Source organism: Treponema sp. B152, from assembly GCF_024181665.1.
Lineage (GTDB): Bacteria > Spirochaetota > Spirochaetia > Treponematales > Treponemataceae > Treponema_B > Treponema_B denticola.
The window spans coordinates 1156345-1175597 of the sequence record NZ_CP058668.1 but is presented as its reverse complement, the minus strand read 5'-3'; the positions used below and the strand labels follow the sequence as shown (position 1 = coordinate 1175597).

Below are 19253 nucleotides of genomic sequence, written 5' to 3'. Positions count from 1 at the left end.
AATAAAAATATTTTGTAATTATAATTATTTACCGGCTTTTGTCAATCTTTTTTTAAGATGACATCCTTATTTTTTTAAGATAAAATCTCCACAATAAAATCTTCATGCACTCTTGCATAGCTTTTGCATTTTAACTATAATATTTAATTATGGAAAAAATGCAAAGAACCGTAACCTGCGGCGGCTTAAATAAGGATTTTGCAGGAAAAACTGTTGTTTTAAACGGCTGGATTCACCGAAAAAGGGATCACGGCGGTATTACTTTTTTAAATTTACGCGACCGTTACGGTTTGACTCAGGTGGTTGTGGACGATGATGCAAGCGAAGAATTAAAAGCTCTTGCTATAAGCCTCAAGCAGGAATTCTGTATTGCCGTTGAGGGGCTTGTAAGACCGCGCCCCGATTCTATGATAAACAAGGAAATGGCAACGGGAGAAATCGAAGTTAAGGCCTTAAAGATTGAAGTGCTTTCAAAAAGCGAGGTGCTTCCTTTTCAGATTGACGAAAAAACAAATGCAAACGAAGATTTGCGGCTTAAATACAGGTATTTGGATTTGCGCTCAAAGGCAATGCAGGACCATATTATGTTGCGCTCCAAGTTTACCTTTGCTGTCCGCGAATTTTTAACTTCAAAAGAATTTTTGGAAATTGAAACCCCGACATTTATTAAGTCCACGCCGGAAGGAGCCCGCGACTATCTGGTTCCCTCCCGCCTTTATCCGGGAAAATTCTATGCCCTACCCCAATCTCCGCAGATTTATAAGCAGATTTTAATGGTATCGGGTTTTGATAAATATTTTCAAATTGCACGCTGCTACCGCGACGAGGATGCCCGAGGCGACAGACAGCCCGAGTTCACTCAAATCGACCTTGAAATGAGCTTTGCTTCCCGCGAAGATGTTTTAAGCTTAACCGAAGGAATGATGCAGTATGCTTTTAAAAAGAGCATAAATGTAGACCTTCCGAACACCTTTGAACGCATAAGCTACGATGAAGCTATCGATGTTTACGGCACCGATAAGCCCGATCTCCGTTTTGAAATGAAGATGCAGGATGCAGACTTTATGGCCGAAATCGGAAACTTTGCAGTCTTTAAAGATGCCCTTTCTTTAGGCGGAGCCGTCAAGGCATTGGTAGTAAAAGGACAGGCGGAAGCCTATAGCCGTAAAAAAATTGAAGAGCTTGAAGCCGCAGCCAAAATCTACAAGGCAAAGGGTTTGGCTTGGATTAAGGTAACGGAAGGCGGTGCAAAACTTGAAGGCGGTATTTCCAAATTCTTTGAAGGAAAGGAAGCGGAAATTTGCTCAAAACTCGGAGCCGAAAAAGGCGACTTAATTCTTTTTGTAGCCGATAAGTACAAGATTGCCTGTACGGCCTTGGGAGCCGTCAGAAGCAAGCTCGGAAAAGACTTAGGCCTTTTAAACCCTGCCGAATTTAAATTTGCTTGGATTGTGGACTTCCCCCTCTTTGAATGGAATGAGGAAGAAAACAAATGGGATCCGGCTCATCACATGTTCTCGGCCCCTCAAGAAAAATATATTGCAACAATGGAAGAAAATCCCGAACCCGTAAAAGGCGATCTTTACGACCTTGTCTTAAACGGATATGAGGTAGCCTCCGGCTCCATAAGAATCCATAATCCAGAACTGCAAAAGCGTATCTTTAAGATTGTCGGTTTTGACGAAAGCGAGGCGGAAAAGAAGTTCGGCTTTTTAACGGAAGCCTTTAAATACGGTGCCCCGCCCCACGGCGGCATTGCTCCGGGACTTGACCGCATAGTGATGATTATGGCAGGCGAAACCTCGATAAAAGAAGTAATCGCCTTCCCGAAAAACTCCTTTGCAGTAAGCCCCATGGACGACAGCCCCAGCGAAGTAGACCAAAAGCAGCTGGACGAATTGCATTTGGCGATTAAGGAATGAGGCTTAAATGAAAAACATTATTTTGACCGGGGATAGACCCACAGGAAAACTTCATATCGGACACTATGTAGGCTCCTTAAAAAACAGGGTGGCCTTGCAGGATTCGGGCAAGTATGACGAAATTTATATTATGATTGCCGATGCGCAGGCTACAACCGACAATGCGGATAATCTTGAAAAAGTGCGTGCAAGCGTTATCGAAGTGGCCTTGGATTATCTTGCCTGCGGAATAGATCCTCAAAAATCGACAATCCTCGTGCAGACTCAAATCCCTGAACTTTGCGAGCTTACCTTTTATTATATGAATCTCGTTACCCTGGCCCGCCTTGAACGGAACCCTACAGTAAAAAATGAGATTAAGCTGAGAGGCTTTAACATCGGTGCCAACGCCGGCGGTAACACCGGTATCCCTGTAGGGTTTTTAACCTACCCTATAAGTCAGGCAGCCGATATTACGGCCTTTTTGGCAAATACGGTTCCTGTAGGCGAAGACCAGATGCCCATGATTGAGCAAACGCGCGAAATAGTCCGCTCCTTTAATTCTCTTTACGGGGAAACTTTGGTAGAGCCCAAGGAGCTTTTGCCTGCAAACAAAACCTGCGGCCGGCTTCCCGGAACCGACGGAAAAGCTAAGATGAGTAAGTCGCTCGGCAACTGTATTTATATTTCGGACAGCCCCGAAGAAATCAAAAAGAAGGTAATGGGAATGTTTACAGACCCTAATCACCTTCGTGTTGAAGATCCGGGGAAGGTTGAAGGGAATCCGGTATTTACATATCTCGATGCCTTTGCCCGAAATGAGCACTTTCCTGAGTTTTGGAGCGATTATTCATGCTTGGATGAGGTTAAGGAGCATTACCGAAAAGGCGGCCTAGGCGATGTTAAAATTAAAAAATTCTTAAACAATATTTTACAGGAAGAACTTAGGCCAATCAGGGAAAAAAGAGAGGCCTTTCAAAAAGACCTCCCTTCCGTTTATCAAATCCTGATTGAAGGCACCAAAAAAGCAAGGGAAAAAGCCGCAGCTACAACTCATTCTGTCCGCTCTGCAATGAAAATAAACTATTTTGAGGGAATGTGACACATCAGCAAAGCTGACGACGAGTTTTAACTAAATAAAACTAAAACATCTCCATTTTCCCCTTGAATTTTATGTGTTTGTATGATAATATCTTAAATATTGGAGGAAGGAAACTATATGGCAAATGCAGGAGGCCTTAATAAAAAGGCCAAGGTCGAAAATGATGACCTTTTAAAATTAGTTACATTCCAACTTGGAGAAGAACTTTACGGTGTAGAAATTATGGATGTTGACCAAATAGTCAGGGTTCAGGATGTAAGGCCTATTCCGAATGCTCCGTATTATGTTGAAGGAATTTTTAACCTACGAAGCGAAATTATTCCGGTAATAAGTCTTCACAAGAGATTTCATATAAAAAAGGCTTCTTTGGATGAAGGCGATGAGTTTTTGGGCGGCTTTATAATCATAAAGGTTGAGAACAATAAAATAGGTATTATAATCGATAGAGTAGCCCGTGTTGTTGACGTAAAAAAAGAAGAAATACAGCCTCCGCCCCAGATGATTGCAGGTATCGGAGCCGAGTACATTAACGGCGTTGTCCGCCGAGATCCGGGTTATCTGATAATCTTGGATATTCACAGGCTCTTTAATCCGAAAGAATTACAGAAGATTACGAATTTATAAAAATTATGAAAATACCCGTTTACAGTTCCACTATAAGACGCTCCGAAATGGATGCTGTTCTTACATGTATGGTCGAGGAAAAAATAGGCCCCGGCGAGATGAACCAAAAGCTTATCAAGCAGGTTTGCGAGACCTTTCAAACGGCAGGAGCCGCCGCATTTAGAAGCCCGGCCATAGCTTTAAATTATGCTTTAAAAGCCTTAAACCTTGAAAACGGTTCATCGGTTATTATCTCAAGCCTTGCACCCTCTTGGCAATATGTAGAATTAAACCGCCAAGGGTATAAACCGATTGTGCTTGATGTAGAAGCCGATTCCGTTTTTCCTTCCTTTGAAAGCATTGAAAATGCGGTTCAAGCCGGCGGAAGAGTTCTTGTCCTACATGAAACCTTGGGTTTTTTACCGGATATGGAAAAGATATTAAGCTTAACCATTCCCGTAATAGAAGATATTTCTCAAAGTGCAGGAGCTGCCTACAAGGAAAAATATGCCGGCAGTATGGGAGTCTTTTCGATTTTGGGACTGGAAGAAAAAGATATTCTAACAGGCGGAGGAGGTGCCGTATTACTTGCTCCCGAAAGGCGGAATGCAATAGTCTTAAAAAAGCTTTATGACGAATCCCCTCTTACGGACCAATTACCCGACATAAATGCTTCCTTGGCTTTTGTTCAGTTGAAGCAGATGGCAAAAAACATGGAGCAGCGCAAGGAAATGCACGAGTCCTATATCCGCTCTTTGATGCAGGGAAAACATAAAACTATAGCTCAAAAAGAAGACACGGTAAATCCGGTTTATTCTTTTCCGGTTATTTTAAATTCGGGAGTTTCGGATGTGCAAAAATATGCGGCAAAAAAGGATATAGACATAGAGCTTGCTTTTAAAAATTCTACTGTCGAATACTTAAAAGAAAATCAAGAAAGTTTTATAAATGCATCTTCTCTTTTATTAAGATGTGTCCTTTTTCCTCTTTATCCGCGATTGGGAGCAAAAAAGTCGTCCGAGATTGCAAGAGTTTTAGCTACCCTGCCCTAATTTCTTTTATAAAATTAGGCCCGAGCTTTTAAGGAGAAATTTTGAAAAAAGCCCTTATAGTTTTAAGTATCGAAAAACCCAATGCAAAAAAGATTTGTAAAGAAATCGAAGCTTTTTTATCGGCAAAGGGAATCGATTCTTTTGTATATAAATATGACGGCATCTCCCATTCTCCCGAATTAAATGAAGACTATGACCTTGCAATAAGTCTCGGCGGAGACGGTACGGTTTTATTTACTGCCCGTTACAGTGCTCCGCGGCACATCCCCGTTTTTCCGATAAATTTAGGGAGATTCGGCTTTATAGCAAATATCGAACCCAAGGAATGGGAAGGCGAACTTTTACACCTCTTAAATGGCGAACAAGCCTTACATAAAAGGATGCTCCTTTCAGCTTCGATAAAACGGAAAAATAAAGAAATTGTAAAATATGAAGCCTTAAATGATGCAGTTGTTTCCGGTTCGGGCATAGCAAAGCTGATAAACTTGGATATTTCCTTTAACGGAATTTCTTTCGGTGTTTTTAGAGCTGACGGGGTAATAGTTTCTACTCCTACAGGTTCAACTGCCTACTCGGCAGCTTCGGGAGGACCAATCTTAGACCCCGATGTATCGGCCTTTGTTTTGACCCCTATTTCTCCTTTTTCCTTATCGAACCGCCCCTTGGTTCTACCATCATCGGGTCAAATGAAGATAAAAATTCTTCCTGCAAGAGCAAAAGACATTATAGTTTCTATTGACGGACAGGAGATGGTTTCTTTACAAGAAGCCGATGAGATTATAATAAGCGAGTCTCCCAATAAGGTAAAAATGGCAGGTTGTTCTCCCGATAATTTTTACAAGGCCCTGCGCTCAAAGCTCGGCTGGTCGGGTTCTTCATCGCCCAAACTGAATTGATGCAAAAATTGAATTGATTGACATTTTCTCCCCTTTGTTGTATTATCGTAGCTTATGATTACAGTAAGCGATTTAAGTTTAAAGTTCGGCGACAGGCCGCTTTTTAAGGATGTCAATTTAAAATTTACAAAAGGCAACTGCTACGGAATTATCGGCGCAAACGGAGCCGGAAAGTCTACTTTTTTAAAAGTGCTTTCGGGAGAATTGGAGCATGACTCAGGTGAGTTCAGTATTACCCCCGGAGAGAGAATGGCTGTTTTAAGGCAGGATCACTTTGCCTTTGATGAGTACAGTGTAAAAGACACGGTTTTTATGGGCTATCCTAAGCTCTACAATGTTAGAAATGAAAGAGAAGCCATTTATGCAAAAGAAAATTTTAGCGAAGAAGACGGAATAAGGGCTTCGGAGTTGGAAGCCGAATTTGCCGATTTAAACGGCTGGGAAGCTGAAAATCAGATAGAGCAGATCCTTTCAGGTTTGGGCCTTGATGAAAACTACCATGACAGAATGATGAGCGAACTGGATGAGGGACAGAAGGTGCGGGTCTTGCTGGCTCAGGCTATCTTCGGCACCCCCGATATTCTTCTTTTGGACGAACCGACAAACGGTTTAGACCTTGAATCCATAGCATGGCTTGAAGAGTTTTTAATAGACTTTCCCAATATTATAATTGTTGTTTCTCACGACAGGCATTTTTTAAATGCAGTTTGTACCCATGTCTGCGACATTGACTACGGAAAAATCCGTCTGTATTCCGGTAACTACGATTTCTGGTATCAGATGAGCAGAATTATGCAAAGGCAGGCTAAGGACCAACAAAAGAAGAGAGAAGAAAAGATGAAGGATTTGAGAGAGTTTATCCTACGCTTTGCTTCAAATGCTGCAAAGAGCCGTCAGGCAACCAGCCGAAAAAAAGTTTATGATAAACTGGCCTTAGAAGAAATTGAAGTTACGAGCCGTAAATTCCCTTATGTTCATTTTAAGCCCAATAGGGAAATCGGAAACAATGTTGTCCGCACCGAAAAAATTTTTTATAAGACACCCGACACTGCGGAAGAAAAGGGCATTCAGCTTTTAAGCGATTTTTCGTTTACGGTAAACAGAACCGATAAGATAGCCTTTGTAGGCCAAGAGCATAATTCCAAAACCGCCCTCTTCGATATTTTAACCGGAAAATTAAACCCCGATTCGGGAGATGTTTACTGGGGACAGACCGTATCCCATGCCTACCTTAATAAGGACAATGCCGAGTATTTTAATAACGATTTAAATATTACCGAATGGCTTAAACAATATTCCCCCGACCAAGATGATGCCTATGTAAGAGGCTTTTTAGGCCGAATGCTTTTTTCGGGTGATGAGTCATTAAAGCCCGTAAATGTTCTATCCGGAGGCGAAAAGGTACGCTGTATGTTGAGTAAGCTCATGCTTTCGGGAGCAAATGTTTTAATATTGGATGAGCCGACAAACCATCTCGACCTTGAAGCTATCACGAGCTTAAATGATGCCCTTGTGGAATTCCCCGGCGTTATTCTTTTTAACTCCCATGACCACGAATTTATTTCTTCAATTGCAAATAGAATTATCGAAATTACACCCAACGGCGTAATCGATAGGATGATGAATTTTGACGACTATATAAAAGACGAACACATCAAAAAGCTGCGTGAAGAACTATACGGCAACACCAAAAAGATGCAGATTTAAAAATCTGTTCTATAATTATGATTGAAATTTCTCGTTTATAACATAGCCCTTTCGATCCCGCTTCGGACTTCTCGGCATTTCCCATATAAAATGGTCCGTATGTAAAAGACTGTGCGCTTTGTGGCTGTTCGGCTTTTCAAAGAAATCATTATAGAGAGCTTTTATGCATTCGTTTTCATGAGAATACCGCACTTTTGAGTTCTTATCGATAAAGTATAAATTACTGCCTCTTTTAACAGCCAATTCACCGGATTCATGTATCGGTTGCCCTCCGCCTCCTACGCATCCGCCGGGGCAAGCCATAATTTCTACAAAATCATAGTGTTTTTCGCCTGCTTCTATAGAATCTATAAGCCGTCTGGTATTGGCAAGTCCGCTGGTTACGGCAATCCGTAAATTATTTTCTTTTAAGGTAAAAGATGCTTCAATAATGCCCGACTCTTCTTGCGAAGAATGCCTTACAACCTTAAAAGCATCCGGCGGACAATTTTTTCCCATAATGGCATAATAGGCTGTACGTAAGGCGGCCTCCATAACACCGCCTGTAGCTCCGAAAATAATTCCGGCTCCTGAAGCATCATGGAAAAGTTTATCAGGTTCCGTTTCTTTAAGGGTTTCGGGGAGAATATGAGCAGACTTAATCATCCTTACAAATTCCCGCGTAGTCAAAACACAGTCCATGTCATGTCCTGCATACTCTCCATAGAAAAGCTCCATGCTAATTTCACCTTTTTTTGCAACACAGGGCATAATAGCTACAGAGAAAATATCCTCAGGTTTTTTACCGATTTTTTCTGCAAAATATGACTTCATAACCGCACCGAACATCTGCATGGGAGACTTAGCGGAAGATAGATGAGAAACCAAATGAGGATATTGGCTTTTTATAAAGCGAACCCATCCGGGACAACAGGAGGTAAACATCGGTTTATCTTTTAGCTCTCCCTTCGAAAAACGTTCAATAAATTCATAGGCTTCTTCCATTATGGTTAAATCTGCCGAAAAGGCTGTATCAAATACGTAGTCGGCTCCTATTCTTTTTAATGCATCAAATATTTTGTTTACGGAAGCATCTTTTAGATCAAGGCCGATATGTTCTCCCCAAGCCGTACGTATTGCAGGGGCTACTTGCACGACAACAACCTTATCAGGATTTGCAACTGCCCTCCAGAATTTTTCCGTGTCATCTCTTTCACGTAAGGCACCCACGGGACAATGGGTAATACACTGACCGCATAAAGAGCAGTCTGCATCGGCTATAGTCCTTGAGCCTGAAACATTTATTGTAGTTCTTGCTCCCGTTCCTTCCAACTCCCAAATGTTCAGGCTTTGGATCTTATCGCAAACCTGAATACAGCGCATACATTTAATACATTTTTTTGAATCCCGTATAAGAGGAAAATTCTTATCCCATGGCTGATCTTCAAGCTGTTCTTCATATAAAATATCTTGAATGTTAAGATCGTTTGCAAGAGTTTGTAAGGTACAGTTTCCGCTTCTTACACAGATGGCACACTTACAATCATGCTGTGACAAAATCATCTGAACGGTTCTTCTTCTGTCAATTCTTACCTTGGGGCTGTTAGTGTATACAACCATTCCTTCTTCAACGGAATTATTACAAGCGGTTATAAGTTTTTCTTTTCCTTCCAGTTCAACAACACATACACGGCAGGCAGCAATTTCATTTATTCCTTTTAAAAAACAAAGTTTCGGTATAGGGATTCCAGCGCTTTCTGCAGCTTCCATAATCGTCATGTTTTCTTTAGCCGATATTTTTATATTATCTATAGTCAAGTTTACCATAATCGTTCCCGTCCTCCTTTAAATATACCAAATCCGAAGTGATCGCATTTAAGACAGCGATTTGATTCTTGACAAGCTTCCTTTTTACTCATACAGAATTCTACGCCTTCAAAATCCTTTATTCTTTCAGAAGCTTCCCTCTCTCCAAGTTCAACCCTTCCGCAAGCAAGGCGGTCATCAATATTGGGAATGGGAATTTCTATATCACAGCTTATAGTGTGGCTATAGCCTAAATATTCGTCTATATTTGCGGCCATAACTTTTCCGGCGGCAATGGCCTTTATAACCGTAGCGGGGCCTGAAGCACAGTCTCCGCCTGAAAATAAGCCAGGCATTCCTTGAAAACTTGCGCTGGGCATGGTAAAAAGCTTTCCTCGATCAACAGGTACACCGGAATCTTCATAATGTTGAGTTTCGATATCCTGACCTATTGCAACGACAAGCACTTCACACGGAATAAAAATATCAGGTTCTCCTGTAGATACAACGGAGGCTCGCCCGTCTTTTATTTTGGAAATCATCTGAGGAGTAACCCAAACGCCTGTGAGTTTTCCATTCTTTACTTCAAGTTTTGAAGGAGCTTTTAGGGTCATCATTTCTACACCTTCGGCTAAGGCTCCTTCTATTTCGGCAGGAAGAGCCGTCATATCGGCTACACGCCTTCGGTAAAGACAGGTAACTTTTTCCGATTTTAGGCGGACAGCAGTACGCACTGCATCCATGGCAACATTTCCGCCTCCTATTATTGCAGTTTTTTTACCTGTTAAATCCATGCCCTTATCCATTCCCACATCTCTAAGGAATTGAACAGCGGAGATAACGCCTTCCGAATCTTCTCCTTCAAGGCCCAGCTTTTTGTCGGTTGAGGCTCCAATTGCTATTATAGCCGCATCATTATCTTTTATAAGTTCATTGAGTTCTATATCGGTTCCTATTTTTTTACCGTAAACGACTTTAACTCCGGTTTCAAGAATTGCATCTATATCTTCATCCAACCTGTCCTTAGGAAGACGGTAATTAGGTATACCGTAACGGAGCATTCCTCCTAATTTGGGCAGCATCTCATATACGGTTGTCTGATGCCCCATGAGCTGTAAATAATAAGCCGCGGTAAGCCCTGCAGGGCCGCCCCCGACTATGGCGATCGATTTTCCTGTAGAGGGTGCACATGGTGGAGGCGGAACTTTTCCGGCAAATTCAACGGCAACTCTTTTTAGTCCCCGTATATTTATGGCACTGTCTACCATATTTCGCCGGCACCTATGCTCGCAAGGATGTTCACAGATAAAGGCACATGTAGAAGGAAACGGATTGTCCTTTCTGATTAAGCGGACGGCATCGGCATATCTTTCATCCCTGACAAGGGCAATATAGCCCGGAATATCCACATTTGCAGGACAGAGGGCTACACAGGGTACGGGCTGAGTTGTTATACAGCCGCATCTTCCGTGTTTTATATGCTCTTCGAAGTCATCACGGCAATAGATTATGCTTTTATAAACCATATCGGCTGCTTCATAACCCAAAGCGCAGTCTGCTGTTTCCCTTATAGATTTAGCAGTTTCTTCAATAAGATCAAGGGTTTTCATTGTTGATTTTCCGTTTAGGACATCAGTTAAAATATGCTTTAACTGTAAAAGACCTATACGGCATGGTGCACATTTTCCGCAAGTTTGGGCATGACACATTTCAATAAAGGCTCGTGTTATGTAAACGGGACAAAGTCCGGGAGGACTTGCTTCAATTCGATGTTGAAGATTCTCATACAGTTCTTCAATTATAATTTGAGACCGGTTTTGTGAAAATATCTCAAGTCGACTCATTTGCACACTCCTTATATCATATATATTAACCTAAGTTAAATCCACTTATACCTTTAATTGTACAATATGTTTATTAAAATAGCAAGTTTTAATTTTATAACTTACTATAAAATTATAAATTGTTCATTCTACAAGGCCGTGCTTCATCGAATAAATTAAAACCCTTATCGAAAGGCTGTCATCCTTGAGGTATTTTTTGATTCTTTCTTCGGCTCCTCTTTCCATGGCTTTGAGAATCATTTCAATCTTGTTTTCAACAAGATAGTTGAAGGCTTCTTCAGCCGTTAAAAAGGCATTGACCGTTTCGATTGTTTTTTTGTCTGCCCCATGCATGGCAAGGTAATAGACAAAGGCTTCCATGCGTGTGTCGGCGGTGCGGTTATGGGTATTAAAAATACCTATGGAAAGTTTAGCGAATTTACCTATGTGTCCGAGTAAGGTCATGGTTTTAAAGCCTTTAGAATAGGCATAGCTTAAACTATCTCCTATATAGTTTGAAATTTTTACGGTGGGAAGGTCTATTATAGTGTTTAGTTTTCCTTTAAGGCCTTCCCCGTAGTTTCCCGGCACCAAAAGTATTTCTTTTTTTTTCGAATTTTGTAATATTCCATCTATTTCAAGGTAGATGGTTTTTTTGATGGCATCTTCGCTCATAGGATAGACTATGCCCTTTGTGCCGATAATAGAGATGCCGCCTTCAACACCGATATTTTTATTAAAGGTTTTTTTGCCGATTTCGGCTCCTTGAGGACTGAAAATTTCTACATTGAAGCCCTTTTCTGAGACCTTTAAAACTTCTTTTTCTATCATTTGACGGGGTACGGGATTAATGGCAGCCTCCCCTACTTCTCCGAAAAGCCCTTTTTTGGTAATTCTTCCTATACCCTCTCCACCGTCAATTAGAACCTTCCCATCGTTTCTATAAGATACCCGAGCATGGATATAGATGCCGTCGGTGCTGTCCGGATCGTCTCCTGCATCTTTTTGAACGGCTGCCTCTCCAATAGCTGTTCCGTCTGTGTCTTTATAGGAGCGGCAATGCTCTACAGGAAGGTCAAGGACAAGTCCTGCAGGCGTATCGATTTTAACCGAGGTCATAGTTTCACCGCCTAAAATTAAAGCCGCAGCCTTAGCCGCCGCCGCCGCACAACTCCCCGTCGTATATCCGCATCTTAGCTTTTGTCCATCTTTGTCGATATATAAATCCAGTTTCATTTTATAGATAAGATTATAGCATTAAAAATGGGTTTTTGAAAGAGGATATACACCCTTTCTTAAATCATACCTGCTTTTTCAAAATGTTTTTTAAGAAGCTTTTTCGAGATAAGCGCTCCAATACATCCGCATAGCGCCGTTATAATAAGCATTATTACGGTTATTGTAGGTGAAACAAGTTTAGTTAACGTTTCCAAATACTCGGCTCCAAACATTTCTTTATATGCATTAAGTGTTTGCTCTGCATAAAATAAAAACGGCACATACATTCCTCCAAAACTTGCAAGAACACAAAATAGTATATATCCGATTGTCAAGCCTTTATAATTTTCAATTCCTTTTATTCTTGCGATGAGCATTGCAAGAACACCGCCAATGATGCAGCTGATTATATATGGCGGATAAAAGCCTATAATACTTGTAAGTATACAAAACAATAATATCATCCATGGATTTTTTGTTTTAGCAGGTACTAAGAAATAAGCAATTGCTCCGATGATTGCCCAGATAGGCATTGTTAAAAGCATTGTGTATGGCGACATAAATAGAAAAGACAGTATTCTGTACAAAATCTGTGAGCATAGAACCATCAATGCCGTAATAATCAAATCTTTAATTTGAAAATTTCTTTTTCCTTCCATAAGTTAAGTTCTCCTTAAAATTCAATATTTTTTATTTTCATAACAACAACAGCTGTATAAAAAACAAGCATTATTATCAATAGCAATATATCAAGCATCCCGAAACGAACTTCTCTATAGCTTGTTTTTTTACCTGAAACACCTAATCCTCGTGTTTCAACGGAAGCGGCTAATTCCGTTGCAGTAGATAACATTCTCATTAAGAACGGTATCAACATCATTTCGTACATTTTACATGGATGCTTTAATACACCCAATAGAGAAACATCTATTCCTCTAGTCTTTATTCCTTGTTTAATGCAAACAATGTCTTGTTTTATCGTAGGAAAAAAACGCAGGATAACCGCTAAAGGAATATTGATGTAGTATGGAATTTTCATATTTTGTAAGGTAGCCAATATTTCCGATATTTCAGCAGTTCTCATCAAGTTTGTTGCAGCAAGTAGTATTGTAACAAAACATAAAAGAAAATAATGTATTGTTGTTGCGATAAATAAAGGACTTATCTCGGCTGCTATAAAAAGCCCGCTGTATACAAATAGAAATTTAACAGCAGTTTTATTTATCCCGCTCATTATTGCAAAGATAAAGACCGATAAAAAAAGCAATATCTCATATTTTTTACCCGGTAATGTAAAAACAAAAACACTTACTAATAAAACTTGCAATAATTTAATTCTTGGATCATATTTTATTCCATATCGTTTACAGCGCTTAAACATTACTTTGCAACCCCATTCCGTAACAAAAAATCTTTTACGGTTCTAAAGTCTCGATTATTTTTTAAACTGATACTTCCGCCGATTGTACCGTTTGCTATAAAAACGGCTCTTGTTGCAACTCGGCTAAGAAATTCCAAATCATGGGAAATAACAAAGTTTACGGTTCCTTGTCGGCTCAGAATGTTTATTGCTTTTGAGACTGCTTTCATATTTTCGTAATCAAGCCCGGAAGTCGGCTCATCAAAAATAAGAATAGATTTATTTGAAGCCATCGCTGCCGCAATAGTTACCCGCTGCTTCTGACCCCCTGATAGTGCCCATGGATGCTTTTCTTTATATGCAAAGATATGTAATAATTTCATTATACATTCGATTTTTTGCGTATTCCTTTTGCTGGATAATCCGGAACTTACATATAGCTCGGATAAAACAGAATCTGAATATAATTGATAATCAGATTCCTGCATGACAAAATAAACACTTTTATATAATTCTTTTTGTTTTACCTGTTTGCTGTCAAGGAAAAATCGGCCATGAGCGGATTTTAATAAGCCTGCAATAATTTTCCCTAAAGTAGTTTTACCTTCACCGTTTTGTCCGATAATTGCAATGGTATCCCCTGCATAAGCCGTTATATTGATATTGTCTAAAAGCTTCTTAGAATGTTTATATGAAAAAGATAATTTTTTAATTTCAAGTTTTATGTTGTCGCTTCTCTCATATTCTGTTTTATTTTCCCTATTCAACCCGATTTCTTCTATATTAAATGTTCTCAGTTTATAGTTTGTCAAATCGGCTGTATTCATATTTTCAATATCACTTTTACATAATTCTTTAACGATATTTCCGTTACTCATGATAAAACATCTATCACATAAGTTTTTCAAATAAAATAAGCGATGTTCCGAAACAATAACCGTATGTCCTGCTTCTTTCAGCTTCCGTATCATTTCTTGTAACTGCATAATTGCATGAATATCCAAGTTGGCAGATGGCTCATCAAAAACATATATGTTAGGATTTAAAGTTTTTGCAGCAATAATAGCAATCTTTTGTTTTTCTCCGCTTGACAAAGAGAACATATCTCTATTCATAAGGCATTTAGCGTCAAAATCATAAAACGCATTGTCGACGCCCTTTATCATTTCGGCTCTCTCTATTCCGTAATTTTCACAAGCAAATGCCGCTTCTGCCGTGGTGTTTGTTGTAAAAAATTGACTCCTCGGATTTTGAAATATGGAAGCAATGTTTCTGCCGAGCTCTCCTACAGAAGTAGTTTTTGTGTCTTTACCAAGAATTTTCACACATCCTGTCAAACTGCCTTCAAAAAAATGAGGTATTAAACCGTTTATCAACCTCATAATAGTTGTTTTTCCGCAGCCGGATTGTCCTGTGAGGACAATACATTCTCCTTCTTCTATTTTAAGATTGATATGCTTTAAAGAACCTTCTGTTTGTGTTCCATAGCTAAAACTTACATCATCAAAATCAACAATACTATCTGCCATTCAATTATCCTATATATGCCAGCCGATGGATTTTTCGCGTATTTCGATAAAATGCTTGTAAATTCCTTCTTGCTTAATCAACTCTTTATGACTTCCCTGCTGCACAACTCTGCCTTTATCTATAACGATAATATGATCAGCTTCTCTAACGGTAGATAATCTATGAGCAATACTTATAAACGTCTTATTTTTTGTTAACTCCCGTATCGCACTGATTAATAAATGCTCATTTTCAGGATCAACGCTCGAAGTTGCTTCATCAAGAATAATAATCGGAGCATCTTTAAGAATTGCCCGTGCAATGGATATTCTTTGTTTTTCTCCTCCTGATAAGGTAGAACCGCCCTCGCCGATAAGGGTGCGGTATCCATCCGGAAAGTTCATAATAAAATCATGACAACAGGCTCTTTTGCACGCTGCTATAACCTCTTCATGAGAAGCATTCGGATTTCCGAATTTTATATTGTTTTCAATCGTATCGTTAAATAAATAAACTTTTTGAAAAACCATACTGATGTTTTTTAATAAACTTTCGGAAGTAAAGTCTTTTACATTCCTTCCGCCGATCAGCACTTCGCCTTTTTGTACATCCCAAAACCGCGCTATTAAATTACACAATGTTGTTTTACCCGAACCGGAAGCGCCTACAATCGCTAAGCTGCTTTTTGAGTTTACTTTTAAATTGACATCTTTTAAGATTGTCCTTTCGTTATAGCCGAAGTCAACGTTTTTAAACTCTATATCATAGGAGTTTATAGTTATATCCTTTCCATTTTCATCTAAAGAAGGAATGTCGGAAATATATTCCAATCGATCCAATTGTGTTGCTAACATTTTGCTTAAAAATGCCCCGTTGTTTATTAACTCCAATTCCATAAATATCAAAAATGCGGATACAATAAACATAAGTGTATACGAAAGCGGAATACTATGATGTAAATACAAGATCACTGCAACAAATACTAACACGCAACTTGCAACTTTATAAATCATCTCATACAGCTTCATAACTAATGCGGTAGCTTCCGTAACAGCTATATCAACGCTACACTTTTTAGAAAAAGCCTCTTCAATCTTATCTTTACCTTCTTTTCCTTTTTTAAATGAACGAAGCACAGAAATGCCTCTGATGTATTCGATAGCATGAGTAACTAACTGCTCTTGCGCCTCCTGCATAACCGATGAATAGTTTTCGGCTTGTTTTGCAATCAACCCTAATACTGCAACCCCTAAAATAATAGCCGTCAAAGATATCAGCCCTACCGGATAACAAAATATCAAGAGCATAACTGTCATACTGAACGCATGAAAAAATCCGCCTACAATAAAGTTCACTGCAAGCATAGCCATTGCCTCTAAATCGGAAATAGTCGTCGTTAAGATGGTTTGAATTGTTCCTAAATTTTTTTCCGAAAAATACCCCATCGGTGCTTTTTTTAATTTTTCTCCTATTTCAATTCTTTTGTCTCTAAAAATCTCATAGCCTGATGCACTTAGGTTTCTATCACACAAATATTGAAAGATAAACCTCCCCAATATACTTATTCCTACAATTAAAACAGCCTGCAAAATAATGAGCATATTTAATTTTTCAAGGTTTATCAGGATAAATAAAACCGAAAACAGCATAAACGAAGCAAAAAAAGATTTAAATGCGCCGAAAATAAGACCTCGAATTACATTTGAACGGTATTCGCCTGATATTTCTAATATTCTTCTTACAATGTTAAACATTTATTGTTCTTCCTTATCTTCATCTACTCCGCCGACATATTTATTCCATAATGAGGTATATACACCGTGTTGATTTAAAAGCTCATCATGAATACCGCTTTCAACAATCTCTCCGTTTTTCATAACTAAAATAGTATCGGCATGTGTAATTGTTGAAAGTCGATGAGCCACAACAATAAGCGTTTTACCTTTTATAAGATTATTGATTGCGGTTTGAATTAAATATTCATTTTCCGGATCGGCAAAAGCGGTCGCTTCATCTAAAATGATGACCTTAGATTGTTTTAATATTGCGCGTGCAATAGTAATGCGCTGGCGCTCTCCGCCGGAAAGCTCTCCTCCTCCGTCTCCGACTTTTGTATCATAGCCGTCTTTCAATTCCATAATAAAATTATGGCAAGAGGCTGCTTTTGCCGCCTCAATAATTTCTTCATCGCTTGCATTGGGATTTCCTATTTTGATGTTTTCTTTTATGCTTGTATTAAATAAAAAAGTATCTTGGGCCACATAGCTTATTTCACCGGTAAGCTGCTCAAATGGTATTTCTGATATTTTTTTGCCGCCGTAAAAGATATGCCCTTTTGTAGGATCCCAAAAACCGGCCATTAATTTAGCAATAGTTGATTTACCGGATCCGGAGCAGCCTACCAGAGCCGTTACCGTATTCGGTTTTAGTTCAAAGCTGATATTTTTTACTACCAATTCCGTATCATACGCAAAGGAAACATTTTCAAAACGGTATAACGTATTATCAAATGTTACTTTTTCTTTCGGTCTTATAAGCTCATCTTTTAACAAAAACAATTCTATCATGCCTAAACTTGCCTTTACCATATTGAATTGCTCGGAATACTTTCCTACTTTTATAAAATGCGCTATAAAACTGATAGGTAAAATAATGCAAACGATAAAATTTGACAAAGTTATTTGCCCGTTCATATATAAATAGGCTCCGACCGGTAAAGTACCGAGCAGGGTTGAAGGCGTAACTGCCTGAATAAACGCAGACCAAAACCAACTTTGCTTCCACCAACTCAAGGTACTGTTGTGAAAAAAATCTATTGCATTACTGAATTTTTCATAAGAAGCAGTACTTTGATTAAATGCTTTGATAACTTCTATTCCGTTTACATATTCAACCAAGGTGCTATTCATATCATTTTGCGCTTTTGCATATGTCTTACTTCTTATCTGATAATCTTTCATCATGCCGATATATCCGAGCATACCTAAGGGAATGGTAAGCAAGGAAGCAAAGCCCATTCTATAATCCAAGAGAAAAATCAAAATCAAAAAAAATGCAGGGGATATCACACTAGATGTTATTTCCGGCATAAAGTGAGCCATAGAATCTTCAAGTTTTGATACTGTATCGACCATTATGTTTTTAAATGTACCTATTGGTGTGTCAATCATTACTCCCATGGGTACCGATAACATTTTTTCCGCAATGTTACTTCTTATGTTTTTTAAAATATGATAGGTTGCCTTATGTGAAATAACCGTTGAATATAATGTAAAAGTACCTTTCAATATTTGTCCTAATAAGGCTATTAACGTTATGTATATAACGGTCTTAAACGTTGCTTCATATAAATAGATTTTTTCTATCAGTTTTGCTATAGCAATAAATGGAACCATTCCGAACAGTTCTCCTATAATTGCCCAAAAAATTGATTTATATAAATCGGCTTTTTTATTTCCCGCATATCTCAATAGAGATGAAACCACATTGCTTTGTTTATTATTCATGATATATCCTCAATTCATTTAATAAGCCGCCCCAACCATAATATTGAAAAGTAACAATGCTTTTGATGTACATGCTCACATCATTGTATGGAATAGCGTGAATAATACATTCACATAATGATGTTATATAACCTTTCGTAATGATATGCACCTCAAGCTCTTTAATTTTGGTTGCAGAAGATTTTTTGCCGGCTGCGGTTTGAATGAGCTTCATATTTTTATGCGTATATCTATCTGCAATTTCTTCCGCAAAATTTTCTACCCGTGAACCTTTACTACAGGCAAGAAGCAGCTTAAACTCATCAAAATGCTCATACATATAATCTACAAACCTCATGGTTTCAGAAAATAATGCTTCAATAACAACATCGTCAGTTTCTTCCGATAGCGGCATAGACGCTTTATCAGTACTTCGAATTTCAACATCCGTTACGATGTCTAATGTGTACTCATATACATCTTCGATAAGTGTAAAAAACAGTTCTTCCTTATTTTTAAAGTGACGGTATATTGCACCTGTGGTTACATTCGCCGTTTTCGCAATCTCCCCCACCTGTGCTTTTTCAAAACCGTTCCGTAAAAACTCTTCTTTAGCGCATTCCAAAATTCTGTTTTTTGTTATATCCGAACAATATGACACCGGTCTTCTTCTCCGTATATTTTTAATTCGATAATCTAATTATCTTTAATAATTAAATTATCATTTTTTTAAATTTTAGTCAAGTATCTTTATTATTAAAATGTATATTTTTAGGTTATTACAATAGCTCTTACAATTTCTCTATCATGAT

The 19253-nt window shown here is 38.8% G+C and carries 15 protein-coding genes; 6 read left to right on the top strand and 9 right to left on the bottom strand.

Going from position 1 to position 19253, the window contains the following annotated elements; genetic code table 11:
* The first annotated feature begins 158 nt into the window (after positions 1-158).
* The 6 genes from aspS (at position 159) to HYB91_RS05430 (ending at position 7261) form a co-directional block, all read left to right on the top strand.
* Positions 159-1922 (top strand): aspartate--tRNA ligase, encoded by a 1764-nt coding sequence (gene aspS / locus HYB91_RS05455; protein WP_253719658.1) that lies wholly within the window; start codon positions 159-161, stop codon positions 1920-1922.
* 7 nt (positions 1923-1929) lie between these two features.
* Positions 1930-3003, top strand: coding sequence for a tryptophan--tRNA ligase (gene trpS, locus HYB91_RS05450; RefSeq protein ID WP_002678289.1), 1074 nt, complete (start codon positions 1930-1932; stop codon positions 3001-3003).
* A 117-nt stretch (positions 3004-3120) separates the two neighbouring features.
* Positions 3121-3627: a chemotaxis protein CheW gene (locus HYB91_RS05445; RefSeq protein WP_002669135.1), complete on the top strand. Its 507-nt coding sequence runs from the start codon at positions 3121-3123 to the stop codon at positions 3625-3627.
* A gap of 5 nt (positions 3628-3632) precedes the next feature.
* A complete protein-coding gene (locus HYB91_RS05440; protein WP_002678290.1) occupies positions 3633-4658 on the top strand; it encodes a DegT/DnrJ/EryC1/StrS family aminotransferase in 1026 nt (341 codons plus the stop codon).
* A gap of 41 nt (positions 4659-4699) precedes the next feature.
* Positions 4700-5554, top strand: coding sequence for an NAD(+)/NADH kinase (locus tag HYB91_RS05435; RefSeq protein WP_002678291.1), 855 nt, complete (start codon positions 4700-4702; stop codon positions 5552-5554).
* 54 nt (positions 5555-5608) lie between these two features.
* Positions 5609-7261 carry an ABC-F family ATP-binding cassette domain-containing protein gene (locus tag HYB91_RS05430; protein WP_002678292.1) on the top strand — a complete coding sequence of 551 codons (1653 nt, stop codon included), beginning with the start codon at positions 5609-5611 and terminating at the stop codon, positions 7259-7261.
* A 15-nt stretch (positions 7262-7276) separates the two neighbouring features.
* Here the strand turns inward: HYB91_RS05430 and HYB91_RS05425 are convergent, their stop codons facing one another.
* From HYB91_RS05425 to HYB91_RS05385, 9 genes are all read right to left on the bottom strand, one after another.
* Positions 7277-9067, bottom strand: a complete 1791-nt coding sequence (locus tag HYB91_RS05425; protein ID WP_002678293.1) for a [FeFe] hydrogenase, group A — start codon at positions 9065-9067, stop codon at positions 7277-7279.
* Positions 9061-10890, bottom strand: a complete 1830-nt coding sequence (locus HYB91_RS05420) for an NAD(P)-binding protein (RefSeq protein WP_002678294.1) — start codon at positions 10888-10890, stop codon at positions 9061-9063. The genes HYB91_RS05425 and HYB91_RS05420 overlap by 7 nt, the downstream gene beginning before the upstream one ends.
* A 123-nt stretch (positions 10891-11013) precedes the next feature.
* The gene (gene cbiD, locus HYB91_RS05415) at positions 11014-12105 is read right to left on the bottom strand and encodes a cobalt-precorrin-5B (C(1))-methyltransferase CbiD (RefSeq protein WP_002678296.1); all 1092 of its coding nucleotides are present in this window, start codon (positions 12103-12105) and stop codon (positions 11014-11016) included.
* Between the two features lie 59 nt (positions 12106-12164).
* On the bottom strand, positions 12165-12746 hold the full coding sequence (locus HYB91_RS05410; protein ID WP_002669155.1) for an MptD family putative ECF transporter S component: 582 nt from the start codon (positions 12744-12746) through the stop codon (positions 12165-12167).
* Positions 12747-12760: 14 nt separating this feature from the next.
* Positions 12761-13468: an energy-coupling factor transporter transmembrane component T family protein gene (locus HYB91_RS05405; protein ID WP_002671103.1), complete on the bottom strand. Its 708-nt coding sequence runs from the start codon at positions 13466-13468 to the stop codon at positions 12761-12763.
* On the bottom strand, positions 13468-14976 hold the full coding sequence (locus tag HYB91_RS05400; protein WP_002678299.1) for an ABC transporter ATP-binding protein: 1509 nt from the start codon (positions 14974-14976) through the stop codon (positions 13468-13470). Before HYB91_RS05400 ends, HYB91_RS05405 begins: the two co-directional genes overlap by 1 nt.
* Positions 14977-14985: 9 nt before the next feature.
* Positions 14986-16710, bottom strand: coding sequence for an ABC transporter ATP-binding protein (locus HYB91_RS05395; protein ID WP_002678300.1), 1725 nt, complete (start codon positions 16708-16710; stop codon positions 14986-14988).
* Positions 16711-18462: an ABC transporter ATP-binding protein gene (locus tag HYB91_RS05390; RefSeq protein ID WP_002678301.1), complete on the bottom strand. Its 1752-nt coding sequence runs from the start codon at positions 18460-18462 to the stop codon at positions 16711-16713.
* The gene (locus HYB91_RS05385; RefSeq protein ID WP_002678302.1) at positions 18455-19102 is read right to left on the bottom strand and encodes a TetR/AcrR family transcriptional regulator; all 648 of its coding nucleotides are present in this window, start codon (positions 19100-19102) and stop codon (positions 18455-18457) included. Before HYB91_RS05385 ends, HYB91_RS05390 begins: the two co-directional genes overlap by 8 nt.
* Positions 19103-19253 lie beyond the last annotated feature (151 nt).

What these genes read in the sequence shown, in the direction of transcription:
- HYB91_RS05395 (WP_002678300.1), bottom strand. Translation starts at nt 16,710, where the DNA reads ATGTTTAACATTGTAAGAAGAATATTAGAAATATCAGGCGAATACCGT.
- HYB91_RS05405 (WP_002671103.1), bottom strand. Translation starts at nt 13,468, where the DNA reads ATGTTTAAGCGCTGTAAACGATATGGAATAAAATATGATCCAAGAATT.
- HYB91_RS05420 (WP_002678294.1), bottom strand. Translation starts at nt 10,890, where the DNA reads ATGAGTCGACTTGAGATATTTTCACAAAACCGGTCTCAAATTATAATT.
- HYB91_RS05390 (WP_002678301.1), bottom strand. Translation starts at nt 18,462, where the DNA reads ATGAATAATAAACAAAGCAATGTGGTTTCATCTCTATTGAGATATGCG.
- HYB91_RS05400 (WP_002678299.1), bottom strand. Translation starts at nt 14,976, where the DNA reads ATGGCAGATAGTATTGTTGATTTTGATGATGTAAGTTTTAGCTATGGA.
- cbiD (WP_002678296.1), bottom strand. Translation starts at nt 12,105, where the DNA reads ATGAAACTGGATTTATATATCGACAAAGATGGACAAAAGCTAAGATGC.
- HYB91_RS05440 (WP_002678290.1), top strand. Translation starts at nt 3,633, where the DNA reads ATGAAAATACCCGTTTACAGTTCCACTATAAGACGCTCCGAAATGGAT.
- trpS (WP_002678289.1), top strand. Translation starts at nt 1,930, where the DNA reads ATGAAAAACATTATTTTGACCGGGGATAGACCCACAGGAAAACTTCAT.
- aspS (WP_253719658.1), top strand. Translation starts at nt 159, where the DNA reads ATGCAAAGAACCGTAACCTGCGGCGGCTTAAATAAGGATTTTGCAGGA.
- HYB91_RS05425 (WP_002678293.1), bottom strand. Translation starts at nt 9,067, where the DNA reads ATGGTAAACTTGACTATAGATAATATAAAAATATCGGCTAAAGAAAAC.
- HYB91_RS05410 (WP_002669155.1), bottom strand. Translation starts at nt 12,746, where the DNA reads ATGGAAGGAAAAAGAAATTTTCAAATTAAAGATTTGATTATTACGGCA.
- HYB91_RS05430 (WP_002678292.1), top strand. Translation starts at nt 5,609, where the DNA reads ATGATTACAGTAAGCGATTTAAGTTTAAAGTTCGGCGACAGGCCGCTT.
- HYB91_RS05445 (WP_002669135.1), top strand. Translation starts at nt 3,121, where the DNA reads ATGGCAAATGCAGGAGGCCTTAATAAAAAGGCCAAGGTCGAAAATGAT.